We start from the raw sequence: 18143 nt of genomic DNA, 5'->3' as shown, positions 1-18143 counted from the left end.
GTGTCCGGACAATTTGTTTATGAGGGGATTTTTGTTCCTAAAAATGCAGATGCCAGGCAAAAAACGCAGCAAGATTGGGCATCTTGCGAGGCTTTTTAACGCAGCAGATGCGTTTTCGGGGGCAAAATACACCCGTAAATCAAATTGTCCGGACACCCTAGGGTATCCTATTTTCCTGTTGCAATATAAGGCTTTAATACTTCATTAATGCTACCGCAACACCCGGCCGCTTTCCCAATCGATAATGGTACTCGGCGCGCGCCGGCAGCCGGTGCGGCCGCCGATCACCCAGACATCGCGACCAAACTGACGGCGGGCTTCACGCTCGCTGCGACAAGCCCGTTTGCCGGCACGGTTGCACGAGGTGGAAACCAGCGCAGTGCCGATGCGTTTGCACAATGCGCGGGCACCGGCATGATCGGGAATACGCACAGCCAGTTTGCTGCGGCCTTTGCCGCGCAAGGCGGCCGGAATACCGGCACGGGCGCAAAGCAGATAGGTTTTGGGAGCAGGCCAGTGTTGCAGCAGGATTTGTTTGGTTGCGGCATTTTGTGGCCGCAATAAAGGCGAGAGCTGCGCCCAATCGCCGCCGATGCTGATCAGGCCTTTGCTTTGCGGTCTTTTTTTCAAACGGATAAGCCGGCGCAGGCCGCGTGAATGGCCGGGCAGACAGCCCAAACCATAGCTGGATTCGGTGGGATAAGCCACCACGCCGCCACGGCGCAGATGGGCGCGCAAACGGTAAACGGCTGTGTGGGCAGGCAGGCGGATCATGATGGCGGGCAATAAAAGACGGGAAGGGAGCAAGCGAAAATTGGAGCGGGTGGCGGGATTCGAACCCGTCCGAACTGCTTGGGAAGCAGTTATGCTACCACTACATCACACCCGCAAGGCGTTTATTACCCATTCAAAAATTCAAAAAAGTAGGCAGGCCGGCAAAGCGGCAAACTGAAACAGTAAACCCGTATGGAGCCGGTTGCTTGGTGCTTCAGCCCCTTAGCAAAACCGATTTTCTTCGAGCCGAGGCGAAACAACGCGGTTAGGTTGTTTGTGTAAATGGGTATTCAGACGGCCTGAAACGCAAGTCTGCCATTATACGCGGTTGCCGCTGTTCCGACCAGTGCGCAAATGCTTTTATACCCATTCACAAAATATGACAAGGCGGCGGGCCGACTATTGGTAAGAGCGGGTATTCCCTCCATTGTGTGCCGTCATGTCCGTATGGCTTTGTCGGCAATATCGGTGCGGTATTGCATGCCGTCGAAATGTATTTTTTCCAATGCCTCGTAAGCCTTGGCTTTGGCTGCGGCCACATCGTCACCCAAACCCACAACGCATAACACGCGGCCGCCGTCGGTGGTGATGCGGCTTTCTTGATCGGCGCAAGTACCGGCATGGAACACTTTGCCGATACGGTCTGCCTCATTCAAGCCGCTGATAACATCGCCTTTGCGGGGGGTGTCGGGATAATTTTCGGCTGCCAACACCACGCCGACCGCGGTTTGCGGATTCCATTCGGCATGCACGTTATCGAGTTTGCCCTCAATAGCCGCGCCGACCAACTCAACCAGATCGCTGTTGAGGCGGCTCATAATCGGCTGGGTTTCGGGGTCGCCGAAGCGGCAGTTGAATTCGATGGTATAGGGCGCGCCTGTGGCATCAATCATCAAACCCGCATATAAAAAACCGGTAAAAGGGTGGCCTTCGGCCTGCATGCCGCGTACGGTGGGCAAGATGATTTCATTCATGGCGCGCTCATATACGGCCGGCGTGACCACCGGTGCGGGGCTGTATGCGCCCATACCGCCGGTGTTGGGGCCTTGATCTTGGTTGCGCAGGCGTTTGTGGTCTTGGCTGGTGGCCATCGGCAACACATTTTCACCATCCACCATCACAATAAAGCTGGCCTCTTCGCCTTGCAGAAAATCTTCAATCACCACCCGCGCGCCGGCATCGCCCATTTTATTGCCCAACAGCATGTCATCAACGGCGGCATGGGCTTCATCGGGGGTTTCCGCCACAATCACGCCTTTGCCCGCTGCCAAACCATCGGCCTTGATCACAATCGGGGCGCCTTTAAGGTCGATATACGCATGCGCCGCCGCTGCATCAGCAAAGGTTTGGTATTGTGCGGTGGGAATCCGGTATTTCGCCATAAAGGCTTTGGCAAAATCTTTCGAGCTTTCCAGCTGTGCGGCATAACGGTCGGGGCCGAAAATCGGCAAACCGGCAGCACGGAAATCATCAACCACCCCGGCCGCCAGCGGCGCTTCCGGGCCGACCACGGTAAACGCGATATTTTTCCGGCGGCAGAAATCAATCAATTCGCTATGGCCGTCAAGCGCCACGTTTTCCAACTTGGGCTCGGTTGCAGTGCCCGCATTGCCGGGGGCAACATATACGGTGGCCACCCGGGGCGACTGTGCCAGCTTCCAGGCCAGCGCATGCTCGCGGCCGCCACTGCCGATAACGAGTAATTTCATAACGGAATTCCTTATGGGTGCGGATAGGATAGGGCTTAGAATTATAGCGGATTTCAGCGGGCAGGGCAGCCTGTGATACATCTGGATTTTGATCTGGCCAAATCTTATGGGTGTAGCGCAACCGGGTTTAGGGTGTCCTGATGTGTCGTTTATGAGGGGATTTTGTTTCTGAATATATTCTTGGCCGTCTGAAAACTTTTCAGACGGCCAAGAATATATGAAAAATCAATTCCAACCATTTGAAAAGCAAACTCATCCCGCGGCAGGTTGAAGGCTATAGCAGATACTGGGCTGCGTTAATGCCTGCTGAAACCGGCTGCTTTGCGCTCAGGCAAAATAATACCATCAAGCAGTTTTTAAATGGGCATCACGCTGTTTGGCTCATCTCCATACAGCCCATTTTGTATCCGGTTACTTTAATTGAAATACCATACTGCACATTAATTTTTGATAATTACGAGTAAATCCTGCTTAACTTTTTATTACAATTGTTATACTATAACATATTATTTGAGACTAACGGGCAGGCGGATTAATTGATGCTTTCTTCCAAACAAATGATGGTATCGGTGCTGGCGCTTGCCGTTGCCAATACCTGGGCGGCCGATCATGAAGTGTCGGGCAGTCAGACATTGCAGGCGGTTACGGTAACCGGTAAACGCCCGCAGGCTTTTGAATCGCTGCCGTTCACGCAGGCACGAAAAGCCAGCGACAAAATAATCAGCGGCGAAACCCTCAAACAGCGTTCCGCCACCCTCGGTAATGCGCTGGCCGGTGAGCCGGGCATACACAGCAACCCTTTCGGCGGCGGTGCGAGTGCGCCGGTGATTCGCGGGCAGGAAGGCGTGCGGGTAAAAATTTTGCAAAACGGCTCCGATGTGGTGGATATGTCGGCACTGTCGCCCGATCATGCCGTAGCAACGGATACATTGCTGGCCAGCCAGGTCGAGCTGGTACGCGGCGCGGCCACGCTGTTGTATGCATCGGCCTCACCCGCCGGGGTATTGAACGTAGCCGATAAGCGCATACCAGCGGCGATGCCTGAAAAAGGCTATGAAGGCGAATTCGGCGCCCGCTATAACAGCAACAGCAAAGAAAAGCTGGCTACGGCAGGCATCACTTTGGGTGTTGGCGAACACATTGCCATTCGGGCGGAAGGGCTTTCACGCCATGCTGATAATTACCGGGTGCCCGGCATCAATCTTGGTGAAACCGTCAAATTTGTGCCTGATACGCATCATAAATCCAAAGTGGGCACCATCGGCGCTTCTTTGATTGGCGAACGCGGCTATGTGGGCGCATCTTACAGCTACCGTAAAGACAAATACGGCCTCACCGGCCACAACCACAAATTTGATTCTTGCACCGCACATATTTATGGCAATCAGTTTGACTACAGCTACACTTATCCCTATCCGCATTTGATGGAAGCGCATCACATCAGCGAAAACCCCCACTTCCATTGCGGCAGCGATCACGGTTTCGACCCCGGCCACAGCCACGAGCACCCTTACGGCCACAACCATGATCATTCCCACCCGGGGCCTTGGGTAGATTTGGTATCGAAGCGCTTCGATTTGCGCAGCGAAATCAAACAGCCCCTACCCGGCATCGAGAAAATACGCATCAGCTTGGCGCGTGCCGATTATTATCATGATGAAAAAGATGCCGGCAAATCTTTTGATACCATTAATCCCGAACGCGAACAGGAAAAAGCGCGCAAAAATTACGGCAGAGCCGTTAATATTTTTAAAAACCGCGGTTTCAATTCAAGATTGGAGCTTTATCATCAACCGCTGGGCGGCTTGTCGGGCGTGTGGGGCGTGCAGTATCAAACGCAAAAAAGCAGTGCCAACAGCCCGGACAACCGCGAAGTACGCTGGCCTTTGGCGGAAAACACCAATAAACAGTTCAGCCTGTTTGCCCTTGAGCAATACCGTTGGAAAAATTTCTTATTCGAAGCGGGCGCACGCGCTGAAAAGCAAGGCGTTTATATGGATTACGATGCCGAGCTTTTAAAAAGCTACCGCGAAACCTATGCTGATTTATCTGCCTCGCAAGAGCTGCCTGATCTGGCGCCCAACAAACAAAAAGCGTTTTCTTATTCAGGCGCATTGCATTGGGATTTTCATCCGGATTACCGCTTGTCGCTCACCGCATCACATAACGAACGCCTGCCCACACCGGCAGAGTTGTATTATCACGGTCAGCATTTGGCCACCAATTCATTTGAATACGGCAATAAAAACCTGAAAAAAGAGCAATCAAACAATATCGAGCTGGGTTTGCGCCACAGCAGCGAATCTTGGGATTACGGTATCAGCGCCTATTACAGCCGTTTCAAAAACTATATCCACAATGAAAACCTGTATCGCGAAAATAATTTGTTTATGCGCCGCCAAACACAGTCGCAGGCAAAAATTTACGGTATCGAAGGCCAGCTGAGCTATCGCTTCACCCCCAACCATCAGGCTACCCTGTTTGGTGATTATGTGCGCGGCAAACTGTTTGATCTGCCCAAACTGCCTGGCAAAGATTTATATGGCGAAGCGGTATGGGATGAAGACTATCAAGAAGATGTCCGCCCTTATCTCGGCAAAGAAATGCTCGCCCAACCCGGCCGCAATGCCCCGCGTATGCCGCCGGCAAGATTAGGCATACGCTTCAACAGCACCTTTAATCAAAAATGGAACGGCTCACTGGCCTATACCCGGATATTCAAGCAAAATAAAACCGGCAAATTGGAAAGCGCTTCTAAAGGTTATCACTTGCTGGACATGGGGTTGAACTACCGTAACAAACTGGGAAAAAGCGGCTACCAACTATCGCTGAATGCCAATAACCTGCTCAACCAAAAAGTTTATATCCATAATTCTTTCCTGCCTTATGTGCCGCAAATCGGGCGCAATTTCAGCTTCGGGATTAATGTAGATTTTTAAAATATTGAAGCAAATCAGTATTTGTTGCAGGAAAGGGCAGCGAAAACTGATAGCATATGTAAAACAACAGCTGCAATAAATAATGATCAAGGCCGTCTGAAAAATTTTCAGACGGCCTTTTGACATGTCTGTTTAAAATTGAGCGACTGTTGTGCTATCCATTCACAAAAATAATCTGACGAGGCAACGGGACGAAGACAGTACACACGAAAGGCAAAACAAAACACAAAGTAGGGTGATTTAATTGAACACTATAATACAAGAACCGGTTGGCTTAGCGTTTCAGCTTCTCAATGAAGCCTATCTTCTTTGAGCCCAAGCAAATCCCAACAGTCAGATTATTTTTTAGAAATGGGCATTGCCGGCTTATCTTTAAACTGAACACGGGAAATATAAACAACCTTTAACAGCAACAAATCAAGCTATTGCATCTCAATAATTGCTTCATCCGCTAACAACTCAATAACACGTGTCTGTTGCCAAGCGTTGACTGCTGCCTCATATGAAGCCAAGGGAATTCGGATGTGCAAGCGGCAATCAAGCTGCAATTCTTGCCGGATAATGATGGCCTGATGCTGTTTGGCAATACGGATGGCATCGTTGAGATGTGGGTATTCACAGCGCAGCCACACGCTTTTTTCAATATTTTTTTCAATTATTTCGGCCTGTTGCAGAGCCGCAGCAGTGGCCGTTTTATAAGCATGAATCAATCCGGGCACGCCCAACAAAGTGCCGCCGAAATAACGCACCACCACCACCAATACATCTGTCAGCCCTGCCGAATCAATCTGTCCTAAAATCGGCCGTCCGGCACTGCCGGAGGGTTCGCCGTCATCATTGGCACGAAATTGCAGGCCGTCTGTGCCCAAACGGTAGGCATAACACCAATGCCGGGCTTTATGATGGTTTTGGCGTAATGCTTCCACCAATGCTTTGACTTCTTCAGCACACTTTATCGGATAAGCAAAAGCGATAAAGCGACTGCCTTTATCTTTAAATTCAGCCGCTGATTCAACAGCCAACGTCAGGTATGTGGCCGCACTCATAAAATTGCATTCCGCATGATGCCCGTCAACTTATCCACATCTTCGGCACGGGTATCAAAACTGCACATCAAACGCACCATGCCGTGATTATCCCAATCATAAAAAGCAAAATGCCGGCGTGCCTGCTCCAATATATGCGGCGGTAAGCAGGCAAATACGGCATTGGATTGCACCGGATAACACACCGATACGCCATCAATACCTTCAAGACCTTCTTTCAGCCTGAGCGCCATCCGGTTACTGTGGCAGGCGCTGTGCAACCATAAATCGTTTTCCAGCAATGCAATAAATTGGGCGGAAATAAAACGCATTTTAGAGGCCAGTTGCAAGTTGATTTTCCTTAAATGCGCCATGCCTGTTACGGCATCAGCAGATAAAGCAACCAAACATTCGCCAAACAGCAAACCGTTTTTGGTGCCGCCGAACGAAAGCAAATCTACCCCGGCATCGGTGGTCATGCTCCGCAACGGCAGGTTCAAATAAGCAGCGGCATTGGCAATCCGTGCACCATCCATATGCAGTTTCATGCCCAGGCTGTGCGCATAATCGGCAATCGCGCGGATTTCATCTACACTGTAACATGTGCCGTATTCGGTGGTTTGGCTGATGCTAACCACCAATGGTTGGGCGCGGTGCTCGCTGCCGAATCCCCAAGCCTGTTCTGCAATCAAATCAGGCGTGAGTTTGCCATCGGGCGTGTCTACCAGCCACAGTTTCAAACCACCGGTTATTTGTGGCGCACCGTTTTCATCGGTGTTCAGATGAGCACTGTTTGCACAAATCACTGCGCCCCACCGCGGCAACATTGCCTGAAGGCCCAAAACATTCGCGCCGGTGCCGTTAAACACCGGCCAGCATTCAGCTTGATCGCCGAAGTGATGACGCATCACTTGCTGTAATCGCTCGGTATATGGGTCATATCCGTAAGCAGCCACATGCCCGCCGTTGGCTGCGGTTAATGCCGCCAATATTTCAGGATGGGCGCCGGCATAATTATCTGAAGCAAATGAGATGATTTCAGGGTTATGTAAAGAGTTCATGGTTTGCTCCTGTTTTCAGACGGCCTTTATCATGTTCAGGCCGTCTGAAATAAAAATAATAAAAACTTTATACGTAATGCTTGCGTATAAAGTTTTTATTCAATAATAATGAAGCACAATTTAATGTTTCACGTGAAACCTGTTTACTGTTTCAATGCAGCGGTCAACTGCGGCACGATTTCAAATAAATCGCCCACCAAACCATAATCGGCAATATTGAAAATAGGTGCATCTGCATCTTTATTGATGGCAACAATCACTTTGCTGTCTTGCATGCCGGCGATATGCTGGATGGCGCCGGAAACGCCCACGGCGATATACAGCTCGGGCGCCACCACTTTACCGGTTTGCCCGACCTGAATATCATTCGGCGCATATTCGGCATCTACCGCAGCACGAGAAGCGCCAATAGCTGCGCCCAATACATCCGCCAGCGGTGTCAGCAGCGCATCAAATTGCTCGGCGCTGCCCAAAGCACGCCCGCCTGTTACCACAACCTTGGCTTGTGTAAGCTCCGGCCGGTCTGATTGGGTCAGCTCTCGGCCGACAAAACGGCTTAAATTTTGTGCCGGCGCAGCCTCAACATTTTCTACTGTGGCATGGCCACCTTCGGCAGCAGCGGCTGTAAATGCAGTTGAGCGGAATGTTAGCACCAATTTGGCCGAATCGCTTTGCACAGTTTCAAATGCATTGCCCGCATAAATCGGGCGCACAAAAGTTTGTGCATCTATAATTTCTGTTAAATCAGAGATTTGCGGCACATCCAACAATGCAGCCACGCGCGGCAGCAGGTTTTTGCCGAATGCGGTAGCAGTGGCCCCGATATGGGTGTAATGCTCGGCAAGCTTAACCACCAGCGGTGCGATTTCTTCTGCCAAACCTTCGCCATAATAAGCCGCATCGGCCGACCATACTTTCGCTACGCCACTCACTTGCCCGGCGGCTTCCACAACCGCCGAAATACCGCTACCTGCCACCAGCAGATGCACTTCACCCAGCTTGGATGCTGCTTCAACCGCATGTAATGTAGCCGGATTCAATTGCTGATTGTTATGTTCTGCAATAATCAATACGCTCATATCATATTCCTCAAATCACTCGAGCCTGATTTAATTTCTCAACCAATTCGGCCACACCGGCTACTTTCACACCGGCCTGACGCGTTTTAGGTTCGGCCATTTTCAATACTTTGACACGTGGCGTAATATCCACGCCCAAATCTGTTGGTGATACTTTTTCCAACGGTTTTTTCTTGGCCGCCATAATATTGGGCAGTTTGACAAACCGCGGCTCATTCAAGCGCAAATCGGCGCTGATCACAGCAGGCAGTGTTAATGCCACGGTTTCCGAACCGCCGTCAATCTCACGGGTTACCAACACTTCATTATCTGCCAACACCACTTTGGCGGCAAACGTGCCTTGCGCTGCATTCAGCAAAGCAGCCAGCATTTGTGCGGTTTGATTGGCATCGTCATCAATCGCCTGTTTGCCCAACAAAAGCAGCTGCGGCTGTTCTTTATCGGCCACTGCCTTCAGCAATTTGGCCACCGCCAACGGCTCCAGCTTGGCATCGGTTTCTACATGAATAGCCCGGTCGGCACCCATAGCGAGTGCTGTGCGCAAAGTTTCCTCGCATTTTTTCTCGCCCAGTGATACCGCCACAATCTCGCTGATTTTGCCCGCTTCTTTCAAGCGCACGGCTTCTTCCACAGCAATTTCGTCAAACGGATTCATCGACATTTTAACATTGCCGATATCCACATCCGAACCATCGGCTTTAACCCGGACTTTAACATTGTAATCCACCACGCGTTTTACGGCGACCAGTGCTTTCATGCGTTCTCCTTGAGCCGGAAACCATGCCGGCAATTAATGACCTGTTAACTCAATATCTGACAAGACGGCTGTTGCTGCATAAATAAAACATATATAAAACACAAGCTGTTTTATAAAATCACATTCACCAGCCCTATCAGCTTTAAATTATACCCGATAAAAATAAAGCTTATTCAAACCTTTACGGATTTTGATTCATACTTATTTATCAAAGCAAGCAAAAAAGCAGCAAGCAAAAAAACCATTCACGGCGGGCAAGCCGGCACCGTCAGCTGATTTTTGTGGAAATTATTCAGACGGCCTCATCTTTGGCAGCAATACAATCCGATAAAGCTTCATAAACCCTTTCAGGCAGCGGAATCTGACCTGCATTGCCCAAATTTTGCGACCATGCCGAAATCTGCACGCCTGTTTTGGCCGGATCGGTATCGGTATAAATACCCACCACCGGCACATCAAGCGCATTGGCCAAATGCAGCAAACCGGTATCGACACCGGCCACACCGGTTGCATGAGCCAGCAAATAAGCCGCTTGGAGCAGATTCATTTTTTCACACACCCGTGCAAACGGCAGTTTGGCCGCTATGCTTTCAGCACGTTCTCTTTCCTGCAAACTGCCCCATGGCAAATACACCGGCGCATGCTCGCGCTGATGCAACTTTTGCAGCAAATCCAGCCAATAATCCAATGGCCACAATTTGCTGTCGCGGCTGGTTGCATGCAAGGCAACATAATAGTGCGGCGGCAAATTTTCCAACCGGCCGGCCGGCGGCACCGACAAACCAAAGCGCTGTTCAGACGGCATCCGATAAGTGAATGCCTGTGCAAACAATGCGCGGTTACGCCAAACCGCATTTCTGCCTTTAGGCACGGGGTAAACTTTGTTATACAGCAGCGCCGCCCACCGTTCGCGGGCGCTGTAAAAATCCAAACCCTGCACCGGTGCATTGGCTGCTTTGGCAAACAATGCACTTTTTATCAGCCCCTGGCTGTCGAGCACATTATCAAAATTCTGTTGTTGCAAATCGCTTTTCAGACGGCCTATTTCACGCCATGTGGCCGTTTGCGTCAATTGCTTCCGCCATTTTCGGCCATGCATAAGATGCACTCGTTTCACAAACGGGTGCAAACGGGCAATATCGGCAAACCCTGCCTCACAAAGCCAATGCAGCTCGATGTCCGGGCGCATGCGCGACAAATCATCTACTGCCGGCAAGGTGTGGATCAAATCACCCATACTAGAAAGGCGTACAAGCAAAATTTTCATCACATGCTTCCGTTTGCCGATAATGATAAACAAGCGCCTGATGTTTCACGTGAAACATTCATAACTTATTGATTTTAATATAATTAGCAATAGATTCTGCATTTTCCAGCACCACGGCACCACCATCCATCATTTCATTCCAGGCCGTTTCTACCGTATCGGGCGCAATACCGCGGCAAGCGGCGGCATTGACAATCACCTGCCAACGGCCGCCTTTTAGAAGCTGCAACACCGTGGTTTTCACACAATAATCCGTTGCCAAGCCGCCTACAATAATGGTTTTGGCATCTTTACTGTGCAACCATTCCAGCAAACCCGTGCTCAATTTTTCTTCAATATCATGAAAACATGCGCCATACGGGTGAAATTCAGGATCCACACCTTTCCAGATACAATAATCATATTCCCACGCAGCGGGCAGGCCATCAAGCAGCTCAAAGCCTTTAGTGCCCACCATCGCATGCGATACCCATGTCACATCGGCATTCGCCAGCCCGGTGGGCTGCAACATCTTATCGGGGCTGTCTACCAACCACTTGGCCGCCGGGCTGTGCGCATCTTTGCTCATCACACGCAAATCGGCCAATGCGGCCTGCGCATTTAATTCAGCGGCAATCGTATCGCCTTCTTCAACAGGCAATTCATCAGGACACAGCGGCGAAAAAGTTTTTTGAGCATCTACATCAATCGACACAATCATGCGTGGGTTTCCTATATTTCTAACCTTTGATTATAACAAAGGCCGTCTGAAACAGGGGCATTCAATGCTACAATTTCACCCTTGTTTTTCATTCCGATTATTTCTTTCAGACGGCCTTATGCAACACCTTATCGAAACCATTGCCACCGTGCATTCCCCTTATCCGCAAAAATTCGGCGTGGCCCGCCAACCGGGTCTGGTGCCGGCAGCCGAAGTGCGCATTGAGCTCAACCACGAATTCACAGCCGACAGCGTGCGCGGCTTGGATGCTTTTGATTACGTGTGGATCAGCTTTATCTTTCACGGCGTGCTCGATGAGGGCTGGTCGCCGCTGGTGCGCCCGCCGCGCTTGGGCGGCAAACAAAAAATGGGCGTGTTCGCCACCCGCAGTCCGCATCGCCCCAACCATTTGGGCTTATCGCTGTTGAAACTGGAACGCATCGAAACCGGCAAAACCATCTGCCTGATTTGCAGCGGCGCTGATTTACTCGACGGTACACCGGTGGTCGACATCAAACCGTATATCCCATTTGTCGAAGCCAAGCCCGAAGCCGCCAGCGGTTTTGTCAGCGGCAAACCCGATGAATTAAACGTGGCATGGCAGGCCGATTGCGGTGCAGAACAATTATCCACAGACATCCGCGCGCTAATCGGCCAATCCATCGCCCAAGACCCGCGCCCGGCTTATCAAGACATTCCCGAACGCGTGTATGTGATGAGTGTGGCCGGTTATGAAGTCAAATTTCAGATTGCAGGCCACACCGCTACAGTGGTGGCGGTTTATCCGCAAACTCGAATCTGTTCATAAAAATCATCACTATAGTGAAATAAAGAAAGAAGTGATATAAGTGCAAACCTTTGATGCCGTCTGAACTTTTTCAGACGGCATCAAAGGTTTTTTCTCAACTTCAAAAAAAGTATACTAAAAACAGTATCTTGCTGACACTTCTGCCTTTCTACGGCAGCCTTGCCAGTTTGAACAGCATCAATAACAATACCCGGTTTTTATGATGAAAGCTTGGTGCAACCGGTTTAAGCTGCTTGCAATAAAAGGCCGTCTGAAAGAATCTTTCAGACGGCCTTATTTATTATATTATGTGTTTATGAAGCGTTTTGTAAATCGTAAATCTTTGATTTATTTAATTAAAGTGGCGAAGTATTGCAAGGTGCGCACCAATTGGCAGGTATAAGACATTTCATTGTCGTACCAAGCCACAGTTTTCACCAGCTGTTTGTCGCCAACGGTCATCACGCGGGTTTGGGTGGCGTCAAATAATGAGCCGAATTCCATGCCGATAATGTCGGAAGAAACCAGCGGCTCTTCGGTATAGCCGTAAGATTCGTTGGCTGCGGCTTTCATGGCTGCATTGATTTCTTCTTTGCTGACGGTTTTTTCCAACACGGTTACCAATTCGGTTAAAGAACCGGTCGCCACGGGCACGCGTTGGGCAGAGCCGTCGAGTTTGCCGTTCAATTCAGGAATCACCAAGCCGATGGCTTTGGCGGCGCCGGTGCTGTTGGGCACGATATTTTGCGCAGCGGCACGAGCGCGGCGGAAATCGCCTTTGCGGTGCGGCGCATCAAGCGTGTTTTGGTCGCCGGTGTAGGCGTGGATGGTGGTCATCAGGCCTTCTACCACACCGAATTCTTTTTGCAATACGGCAGCCATCGGCGCCAGGCAGTTGGTGGTGCAGGATGCGGCGGAAATCACGGTTTCGCTGCCGTCGAGAATATCTTGGTTCACGTTGAATACCACGGTTTTCACATCGCCGCCCGGTGCTGAAATCACCACTTTGCGTGCACCGGCTTTGATGTGTTTCTCAGCTTTTTCTTGCGTCGTAAAGAAGCCGGTGCATTCCAACACCACATCAACGCCCAACTCGCCCCAAGGCAGCTCTTCCGGGTTGGCATTGGCAAACACTTTGATTTCTTTGCCGTTAACCACAATCGCATCGTCTTTCAGCTCGGCAGTGCCTTGAAAACGGCCTTGGGTGGTGTCGTATTTAAACAGGTGCAGCAGCATATCGGCCGGTGTGAGGTCGTTTACCGCCACCACTTCGATGCCTTCTGTTTTCACGATTTGGCGCAATGCCAAGCGGCCGATGCGGCCGAAACCGTTAATCGCAACTTTAATGCTCATATTTTGCTCCTAAAGAAATCTGAATAAGGTGGTAAATTTATAAATGCGTTTTACCATGAAATAAAATTACTACCTAGAACTACTTGAATGTAATGATACAAAATCTGATTTAAATTAAGCTGTCCCGGTTTTCAAACAATGATTTGAAGCGTGTCATTTTCTTTTACCGACTGATTTTTTCAAATGAATGAAGTACTGTTTTACAGGCCGTCTGAACGGTATGATTTAGTGCGCTTTTATAAATATAGATTTAAATATTAAAAAGATGATATTAGATGAAGGCGGCAGTGTCTTGTGGATAAAGCTGTTTTTACATGAAAAAACAAAAAGCTACTTTAGATGAAAGTTTAGGGATAAACCCCGTTCCAAACCAGGATAAAATGTATAAAAAGCAAAATCCGCATCTGTGTTGTGGATAATCTCAACTTATCCACCGGCGCAGCCTGAAGTTATACATCAGCGAAAACCCGATAAAATGCAGGCACCAATGCTTTGCATAAGTAAATACTATTAAAAATATTATGTTGGTCATTCAGTTTTATCGTATTATCAAGCAAAATACCGAATAAGGATAAACCCATGCTGCAAAGAACCTTAGCCAAATCGGTGAGCGTGACCGGTGTCGGCCTGCACTCCGGCGAACGGGTGGCGCTTACCCTACATCCTGCCCCCGAAAACAGCGGCATTTCATTCCGCCGCACTGATTTAGCCGGCGAACAAGGCGAAATGATTGCGCTCACGCCGTATCTGATCAACGACACCCGCCTTTCGTCTACTGTGGTAACCGAACACGGTGTGCGCGTGGGCACCATTGAGCATATTATGTCGGCATTGGCGGCTTACGGCATCGATAATGCCTTAATCGAGCTCAATGCGCCTGAAATCCCGATTATGGACGGCTCCAGCCTGCCGTTTATCTATCTGCTGCAAGATGCCGGCATTGTCGATCAAAAAGTGCAAAAACGTTTTCTGAAAATTTTGAAACCGGTGGAAATTCAAGAAACCGGCAAATGGGTGCGTTTCACCCCCTATAACGGCTTCAAAGTTACCCTCACCATCGAATTCGACCACCCCGTATTCAACCGCAGCAACCCCACATTTGAAATCGACTTTGCCGGTAAATCTTATGTAGACGAAATCGCCCGCGCCCGCACTTTCGGCTTTATGCAGGAAGTGGAGCTGATGCGCGCCCACAACCTCGGTCTCGGCGGCAACCTCTCCAATGCGATTGTGATTGACGACACCGACGTACTCAATCCCGAAGGGTTGCGTTATCCCGATGAATTTGTGCGCCATAAAATCCTCGATGCCATCGGTGATTTGTATATTGTCGGCCATCCGATTATCGGTGCATTTGAGGGCTACAAATCCGGCCACGCCGTCAACAATGCTTTATTGCGCGCGGTGTTGGCTGACCCAAGTGCTTACGAATGGGTGGAGTTTCCGAATGATGAAGACTTGCCCGCTGCATTTCACGGCCTGCCTGATGCGGCGTGAATAAAACAAAGATTGGCAAAAGGCCGTCTGAAACAAATCGGTTTCAGACGGCCTTTATTTATGGATTTTAATATTTCCAAATAGTAAATAGTGTTTCAATAAAACTGATATTTATCAACCAATATAAAATAAATACAATACGCTCATTGATTGACAAAGCAACGTCATCCCACAAGAAACCATCAATTTAAAGGAAATCATCATGAAAAACATTATTCTGACTGCCGTATTAAGCCTGACCGCCACCGCCGCTTTAGCCGGTGCGCCAACTGAAAATTATCCCTACGGCTATCATCCCCACGGCGATTTGAGCAATGTCGTGCGCGAAGTGCCGCAACCGCACCGCCACAATGCCAAAAGCGACGACAGCGTGAAATTTGCCGCCGTCAACAATCAAGCTCAAGCAGACAACAGCTATCGTCCGTTGCGCCGCAGCGAATCGCGCTGATACTCCCATAATAAAAGGCCGTCTGAAACCGATTCGTTTCAGACGGCCTTTTATATTGAAAATCAAGCTGTTATTTTTTTAAAATCTGCTTTTTTATCCAAAAGTGCGTTAACCTGCCGGCGAAATTCCAAAGGCTGTGCAATATAAGGAATCGGTGCCTGGCTGCCGCCGGTGCCGCGAACCACAATTGAGCCGAAATTGAATATCCGTCCGATAAAGCCCTGTTCCACAGAAATACTCTCGACTTTATCCAGATTCAGCTCTATCGTAGAACGGCGGATAAAGCCGAATTTGGCAATCACTTTTTTATTGGTCAGCGCAAGCTCCGTGGTCATTACATTCAAAACAGCCGCAATAAAGAAAATAATTCCGATAAAATAAATCAGGCAAAAACACCTAAAATAAAATTCCGATATTGCGACAGCTATGAAACCTGCGCTCTATACACAATCTCTTCATCTCTGCCCAAATTATTTTCAATATAGCTTGCCATCAGCATCACCTTTAAAACAATCAATATACAAACAAATTGTAAATTATAATACTCTGTAGGTAAATAAACGTCAAAAAATGATATTTTTAAGCAGATTTGAGCAATTGTTGAAGCACAACAGCCGGCAGAAAACCCCGGAAACAATGTAATCCATTCACAAAAATAACCTAACGGCGGTGGCTCGCCTGAGCTCGAAGAGGACTGCTTTCGCTAAGGTGCTGAAGCACCAAGTCAACCAGCCCCATACTCACTGTACTGTCTTCGGCTCGCCGCCTTGTTGGCTTACTTTTGTGAATGGGCTAAAAAAGCATACAGATAAGCATAAAAAAAGCCGTCTGAAAAATTTTCTTCAGACGGCCTTAATCTGTATTGCAGTGAAGGATTTAATTCAATCCCCCATCACTTTCCCTTCCCGCCGCGGGTCGGCGCCGCCCTGCAAACCGTTTTGCTGAATCACAATCCCCTGCACACCCGAATTCAAATCGCGGATTTGCACTTTATAGCCCAGCTGCCCCAAGCCCGGCGCCATATCGGCAGCGGCGGTGTGTTCTTCCACTTCATAAGCGCTGCCGCGGTTGAGCATATTGGGCAAATCGATGGCCTCTTGAATATCCATGCCCCAATCGATATGCGCCACCAGCGTTTTAGCCACATAGCCGATGATGCGGCTGCCGCCGGGCGAGCCCACGGCCAGATAAGGTTTACCGTCTTTCAACACAATGGTCGGCGCCATAGAAGAGCGCGGGCGTTTGCCGGGTGCAACGCTGTTTGCCACCACTTTGCCGGTGCTGTCGGCCGGGTTGAAAGCAAAATCGGTAAGCTCGTTGTTGAGCAGGTAGCCGTTGGCCATCAGGGTGGAACCGAAAGCATTTTCGATAGATGTGGTCATCGACACCACATTGCCCTCTTTATCCACAATCACCAAATGACTGGTCGACGGCAGCTCGATGGGGGTGCCACGGCTGTAGCGGCGGTTGAAATCGCCGCGGTTAACAGTTTCCAGCGCTTTATCGGCAGCATTGATTTCATCGGCACGTTGTTTCAGATAAGCCGGATCCAGCATCGGGCGCACGGGCACGTCTACAAAATCGGGGTCGCCGACATAATAATCACGGTCGGCAAAAGCCACCCGCGAAGCATCACCCAGCCAGCGCCAGCTTTGCAGCTTATCGGCGCCGGAAGCTTTCATATCGTGGTTTTGCAGAATACCGAAAATCTGCCCCAGCGCAATGCCGCCCGAAGAAGGCGCACCCATGCCGCAGATTTCGTATTCACGGTAAGGTTTGCACACCGGGGCGCGCTCCACCACGCGGTATTTTTGAAAATCGGCCAGGCTCAGGCTGCCCGGATTATCGGCCGCCGCCGCCACAGCGCTTACCATATTGCGTGCCGGTGTGCCGCTGTAAAACGGTGCGCTGCCTTCTTTGGCCAGCAGGCGCACGCTTTGGGCAAATGCCGGATTTTTCAACAAAGTGCCTGCCGCCAACGGCTCGCCGCCGGGCAGAAAATATGCCGCCGTGGCAGTATAGCGGCTTAAATATTGCCGGTTTTGTTCAATCGATGCAGCCATGCGCGGCGACACTTCAAAGCCGTCTTCCGCCAGCTTGACCGGGTAATCAAACAAACTGTTCCACGCCAGTTTACCGTAACGTTTGTGCACATCTTCCATCAGTTTGGGCACACCCGGCGTGCCCACCGAGCGGCCGCCCACCACGGCCGTCATAAATTTCAAGGGCTGACCGTCGGTACCCATAAACAACTGCGGCGTTGCCCCTTGCGGCGCGGTTTCGCGGGCATCAAAAGTAGTCAGTTTTTTGGCTGAGTTGTCCCAATACACCAAAAATGCACCGCCGCCCAAACCGGAAGACTGCGGCTCAACCAGGCTCAACGTGGTCTGCATCGCAATCATCGCATCAATGGCGCTGCCGCCGCGTTTGAGTATCTGATAGCCCGCTTCGGTGGCCAGCGGGTTGGCCGATGCGGCCATAAAGTTTTTGGCGTGTACCAGATTTTGCTCGACACGGCCGCTGCCTTGCTCAGGCGCCAAATCGCCCGCGCCGCCGGTGGTTGGTTGCTGGGGTGCTGATGCGCAAGCCGCCAAAGCCAACGCGCCCAACACCGCATATAAAGCCGGTTTGATCTGCATGATGATGCTCCTTTAAACAATGCCACACTATACGTGATTTTTTCAGACGGCTTCAAGCATCATCGATACCGTTTAAAAATGCAACAGGCGGATAATTTTGCCGAATGG

The 18143-nt window shown here is 50.1% G+C and carries 16 protein-coding genes and 1 tRNA gene; 5 read left to right on the top strand and 12 right to left on the bottom strand.

Going from position 1 to position 18143, the window contains the following annotated elements; genetic code table 11:
• Positions 1 to 19 precede the first annotated feature (19 nt).
• Positions 20 to 208 (top strand): hypothetical protein, encoded by a 189-nt coding sequence (locus tag LVJ83_RS00365; protein ID WP_244785230.1) that lies wholly within the window; start codon positions 20 to 22, stop codon positions 206 to 208.
• Positions 209 to 210: 2 nt separating this feature from the next.
• Here LVJ83_RS00365 and LVJ83_RS00360 read toward each other — a convergent pair whose 3' ends face one another.
• The 3 genes from LVJ83_RS00360 to purD form a co-directional block, all read right to left on the bottom strand.
• Positions 211 to 774, bottom strand: a complete 564-nt coding sequence (locus LVJ83_RS00360; protein ID WP_244787804.1) for an L-threonylcarbamoyladenylate synthase — start codon at positions 772 to 774, stop codon at positions 211 to 213.
• Between the two features lie 41 nt (positions 775 to 815).
• Positions 816 to 889: transfer RNA gene (locus LVJ83_RS00355), tRNA-Gly, on the bottom strand.
• A 322-nt stretch (positions 890 to 1211) separates the two neighbouring features.
• Positions 1212 to 2483, bottom strand: coding sequence for a phosphoribosylamine--glycine ligase (purD, locus tag LVJ83_RS00350; RefSeq protein ID WP_244785229.1), 1272 nt, complete (start codon positions 2481 to 2483; stop codon positions 1212 to 1214).
• 539 nt (positions 2484 to 3022) lie between these two features.
• Here purD and LVJ83_RS00345 point away from each other — a divergent pair.
• Positions 3023 to 5422: a TonB-dependent receptor gene (locus LVJ83_RS00345; protein ID WP_244785228.1), complete on the top strand. Its 2400-nt coding sequence runs from the start codon at positions 3023 to 3025 to the stop codon at positions 5420 to 5422.
• Between the two features lie 422 nt (positions 5423 to 5844).
• Here the strand turns inward: LVJ83_RS00345 and LVJ83_RS00340 are convergent, their stop codons facing one another.
• The 6 genes from LVJ83_RS00340 to LVJ83_RS00315 form a co-directional block, all read right to left on the bottom strand.
• Positions 5845 to 6468 carry an IMPACT family protein gene (locus LVJ83_RS00340; RefSeq protein WP_244785227.1) on the bottom strand — a complete coding sequence of 208 codons (624 nt, stop codon included), beginning with the start codon at positions 6466 to 6468 and terminating at the stop codon, positions 5845 to 5847.
• The gene (locus LVJ83_RS00335) at positions 6465 to 7508 is read right to left on the bottom strand and encodes a threonine aldolase family protein (protein WP_244785226.1); all 1044 of its coding nucleotides are present in this window, start codon (positions 7506 to 7508) and stop codon (positions 6465 to 6467) included. The genes LVJ83_RS00340 and LVJ83_RS00335 overlap by 4 nt, the downstream gene beginning before the upstream one ends.
• A gap of 143 nt (positions 7509 to 7651) precedes the next feature.
• On the bottom strand, positions 7652 to 8587 hold the full coding sequence (locus LVJ83_RS00330; protein ID WP_244785225.1) for an electron transfer flavoprotein subunit alpha/FixB family protein: 936 nt from the start codon (positions 8585 to 8587) through the stop codon (positions 7652 to 7654).
• A gap of 10 nt (positions 8588 to 8597) precedes the next feature.
• Positions 8598 to 9344 (bottom strand): electron transfer flavoprotein subunit beta/FixA family protein, encoded by a 747-nt coding sequence (locus tag LVJ83_RS00325; protein ID WP_244785224.1) that lies wholly within the window; start codon positions 9342 to 9344, stop codon positions 8598 to 8600.
• A 292-nt stretch (positions 9345 to 9636) separates the two neighbouring features.
• Entirely contained in the window at positions 9637 to 10611 is a 975-nt protein-coding gene (gene waaC / locus LVJ83_RS00320; RefSeq protein WP_244785223.1) for a lipopolysaccharide heptosyltransferase I, read from the bottom strand.
• A 58-nt stretch (positions 10612 to 10669) separates the two neighbouring features.
• Positions 10670 to 11311, bottom strand: coding sequence for a nicotinamidase (locus tag LVJ83_RS00315; protein WP_244785222.1), 642 nt, complete (start codon positions 11309 to 11311; stop codon positions 10670 to 10672).
• Between the two features lie 118 nt (positions 11312 to 11429).
• Here LVJ83_RS00315 and tsaA point away from each other — a divergent pair, with 118 nt between their 5' ends.
• Positions 11430 to 12119, top strand: coding sequence for a tRNA (N6-threonylcarbamoyladenosine(37)-N6)-methyltransferase TrmO (tsaA, locus tag LVJ83_RS00310; protein WP_244785221.1), 690 nt, complete (start codon positions 11430 to 11432; stop codon positions 12117 to 12119).
• Positions 12120 to 12446: 327 nt separating this feature from the next.
• On the opposite strand, the gene gap is transcribed toward tsaA, so the two are convergent.
• The gene (gene gap, locus LVJ83_RS00305) at positions 12447 to 13451 is read right to left on the bottom strand and encodes a type I glyceraldehyde-3-phosphate dehydrogenase (protein ID WP_244785220.1); all 1005 of its coding nucleotides are present in this window, start codon (positions 13449 to 13451) and stop codon (positions 12447 to 12449) included.
• A gap of 579 nt (positions 13452 to 14030) precedes the next feature.
• Between gap and lpxC the strand changes: the two genes are divergently transcribed.
• Together lpxC and LVJ83_RS00295 are read left to right on the top strand one after the other, a co-directional pair.
• Complete coding sequence (gene lpxC / locus LVJ83_RS00300) at positions 14031 to 14948, top strand: UDP-3-O-acyl-N-acetylglucosamine deacetylase (protein WP_244785219.1); 918 nt, start codon at positions 14031 to 14033, stop codon at positions 14946 to 14948.
• A gap of 202 nt (positions 14949 to 15150) precedes the next feature.
• A complete protein-coding gene (locus LVJ83_RS00295; RefSeq protein WP_244785218.1) occupies positions 15151 to 15396 on the top strand; it encodes a hypothetical protein in 246 nt (81 codons plus the stop codon).
• 62 nt (positions 15397 to 15458) lie between these two features.
• Here the strand turns inward: LVJ83_RS00295 and LVJ83_RS00290 are convergent, their stop codons facing one another.
• Complete coding sequence (locus LVJ83_RS00290; protein WP_244785217.1) at positions 15459 to 15731, bottom strand: PH domain-containing protein; 273 nt, start codon at positions 15729 to 15731, stop codon at positions 15459 to 15461.
• A gap of 546 nt (positions 15732 to 16277) precedes the next feature.
• Entirely contained in the window at positions 16278 to 18035 is a 1758-nt protein-coding gene (gene ggt, locus LVJ83_RS00285) for a gamma-glutamyltransferase (RefSeq protein ID WP_244785216.1), read from the bottom strand.
• Between the last annotated feature and the right edge of the window lie 108 nt (positions 18036 to 18143).

It is taken from the genome of Uruburuella testudinis (genome assembly GCF_022870865.1).
Classification (GTDB): domain Bacteria; phylum Pseudomonadota; class Gammaproteobacteria; order Burkholderiales; family Neisseriaceae; genus Neisseria; species Neisseria testudinis.
The sequence above is the reverse complement of the archived record's forward strand: the minus strand, read 5'-3'. Positions and strand labels throughout refer to the sequence as shown.

Coding starts and splice junctions, on each gene's coding strand:
- LVJ83_RS00365 (WP_244785230.1), top strand. CDS start 20: ATGAGGGGATTTTTGTTCCTAAAAATGCAGATGCCAGGCAAAAAACGC.
- tsaA (WP_244785221.1), top strand. CDS start 11,430: ATGCAACACCTTATCGAAACCATTGCCACCGTGCATTCCCCTTATCCG.
- LVJ83_RS00340 (WP_244785227.1), bottom strand. CDS start 6,468: ATGAGTGCGGCCACATACCTGACGTTGGCTGTTGAATCAGCGGCTGAA.
- ggt (WP_244785216.1), bottom strand. CDS start 18,035: ATGCAGATCAAACCGGCTTTATATGCGGTGTTGGGCGCGTTGGCTTTG.
- LVJ83_RS00360 (WP_244787804.1), bottom strand. CDS start 774: ATGATCCGCCTGCCTGCCCACACAGCCGTTTACCGTTTGCGCGCCCAT.
- LVJ83_RS00315 (WP_244785222.1), bottom strand. CDS start 11,311: ATGATTGTGTCGATTGATGTAGATGCTCAAAAAACTTTTTCGCCGCTG.
- LVJ83_RS00295 (WP_244785218.1), top strand. CDS start 15,151: ATGAAAAACATTATTCTGACTGCCGTATTAAGCCTGACCGCCACCGCC.
- gap (WP_244785220.1), bottom strand. CDS start 13,451: ATGAGCATTAAAGTTGCGATTAACGGTTTCGGCCGCATCGGCCGCTTG.
- LVJ83_RS00345 (WP_244785228.1), top strand. CDS start 3,023: ATGCTTTCTTCCAAACAAATGATGGTATCGGTGCTGGCGCTTGCCGTT.
- purD (WP_244785229.1), bottom strand. CDS start 2,483: ATGAAATTACTCGTTATCGGCAGTGGCGGCCGCGAGCATGCGCTGGCC.
- LVJ83_RS00290 (WP_244785217.1), bottom strand. CDS start 15,731: ATGACCACGGAGCTTGCGCTGACCAATAAAAAAGTGATTGCCAAATTC.
- LVJ83_RS00335 (WP_244785226.1), bottom strand. CDS start 7,508: ATGAACTCTTTACATAACCCTGAAATCATCTCATTTGCTTCAGATAAT.
- LVJ83_RS00325 (WP_244785224.1), bottom strand. CDS start 9,344: ATGAAAGCACTGGTCGCCGTAAAACGCGTGGTGGATTACAATGTTAAA.
- lpxC (WP_244785219.1), top strand. CDS start 14,031: ATGCTGCAAAGAACCTTAGCCAAATCGGTGAGCGTGACCGGTGTCGGC.
- waaC (WP_244785223.1), bottom strand. CDS start 10,611: ATGAAAATTTTGCTTGTACGCCTTTCTAGTATGGGTGATTTGATCCAC.
- LVJ83_RS00330 (WP_244785225.1), bottom strand. CDS start 8,587: ATGAGCGTATTGATTATTGCAGAACATAACAATCAGCAATTGAATCCG.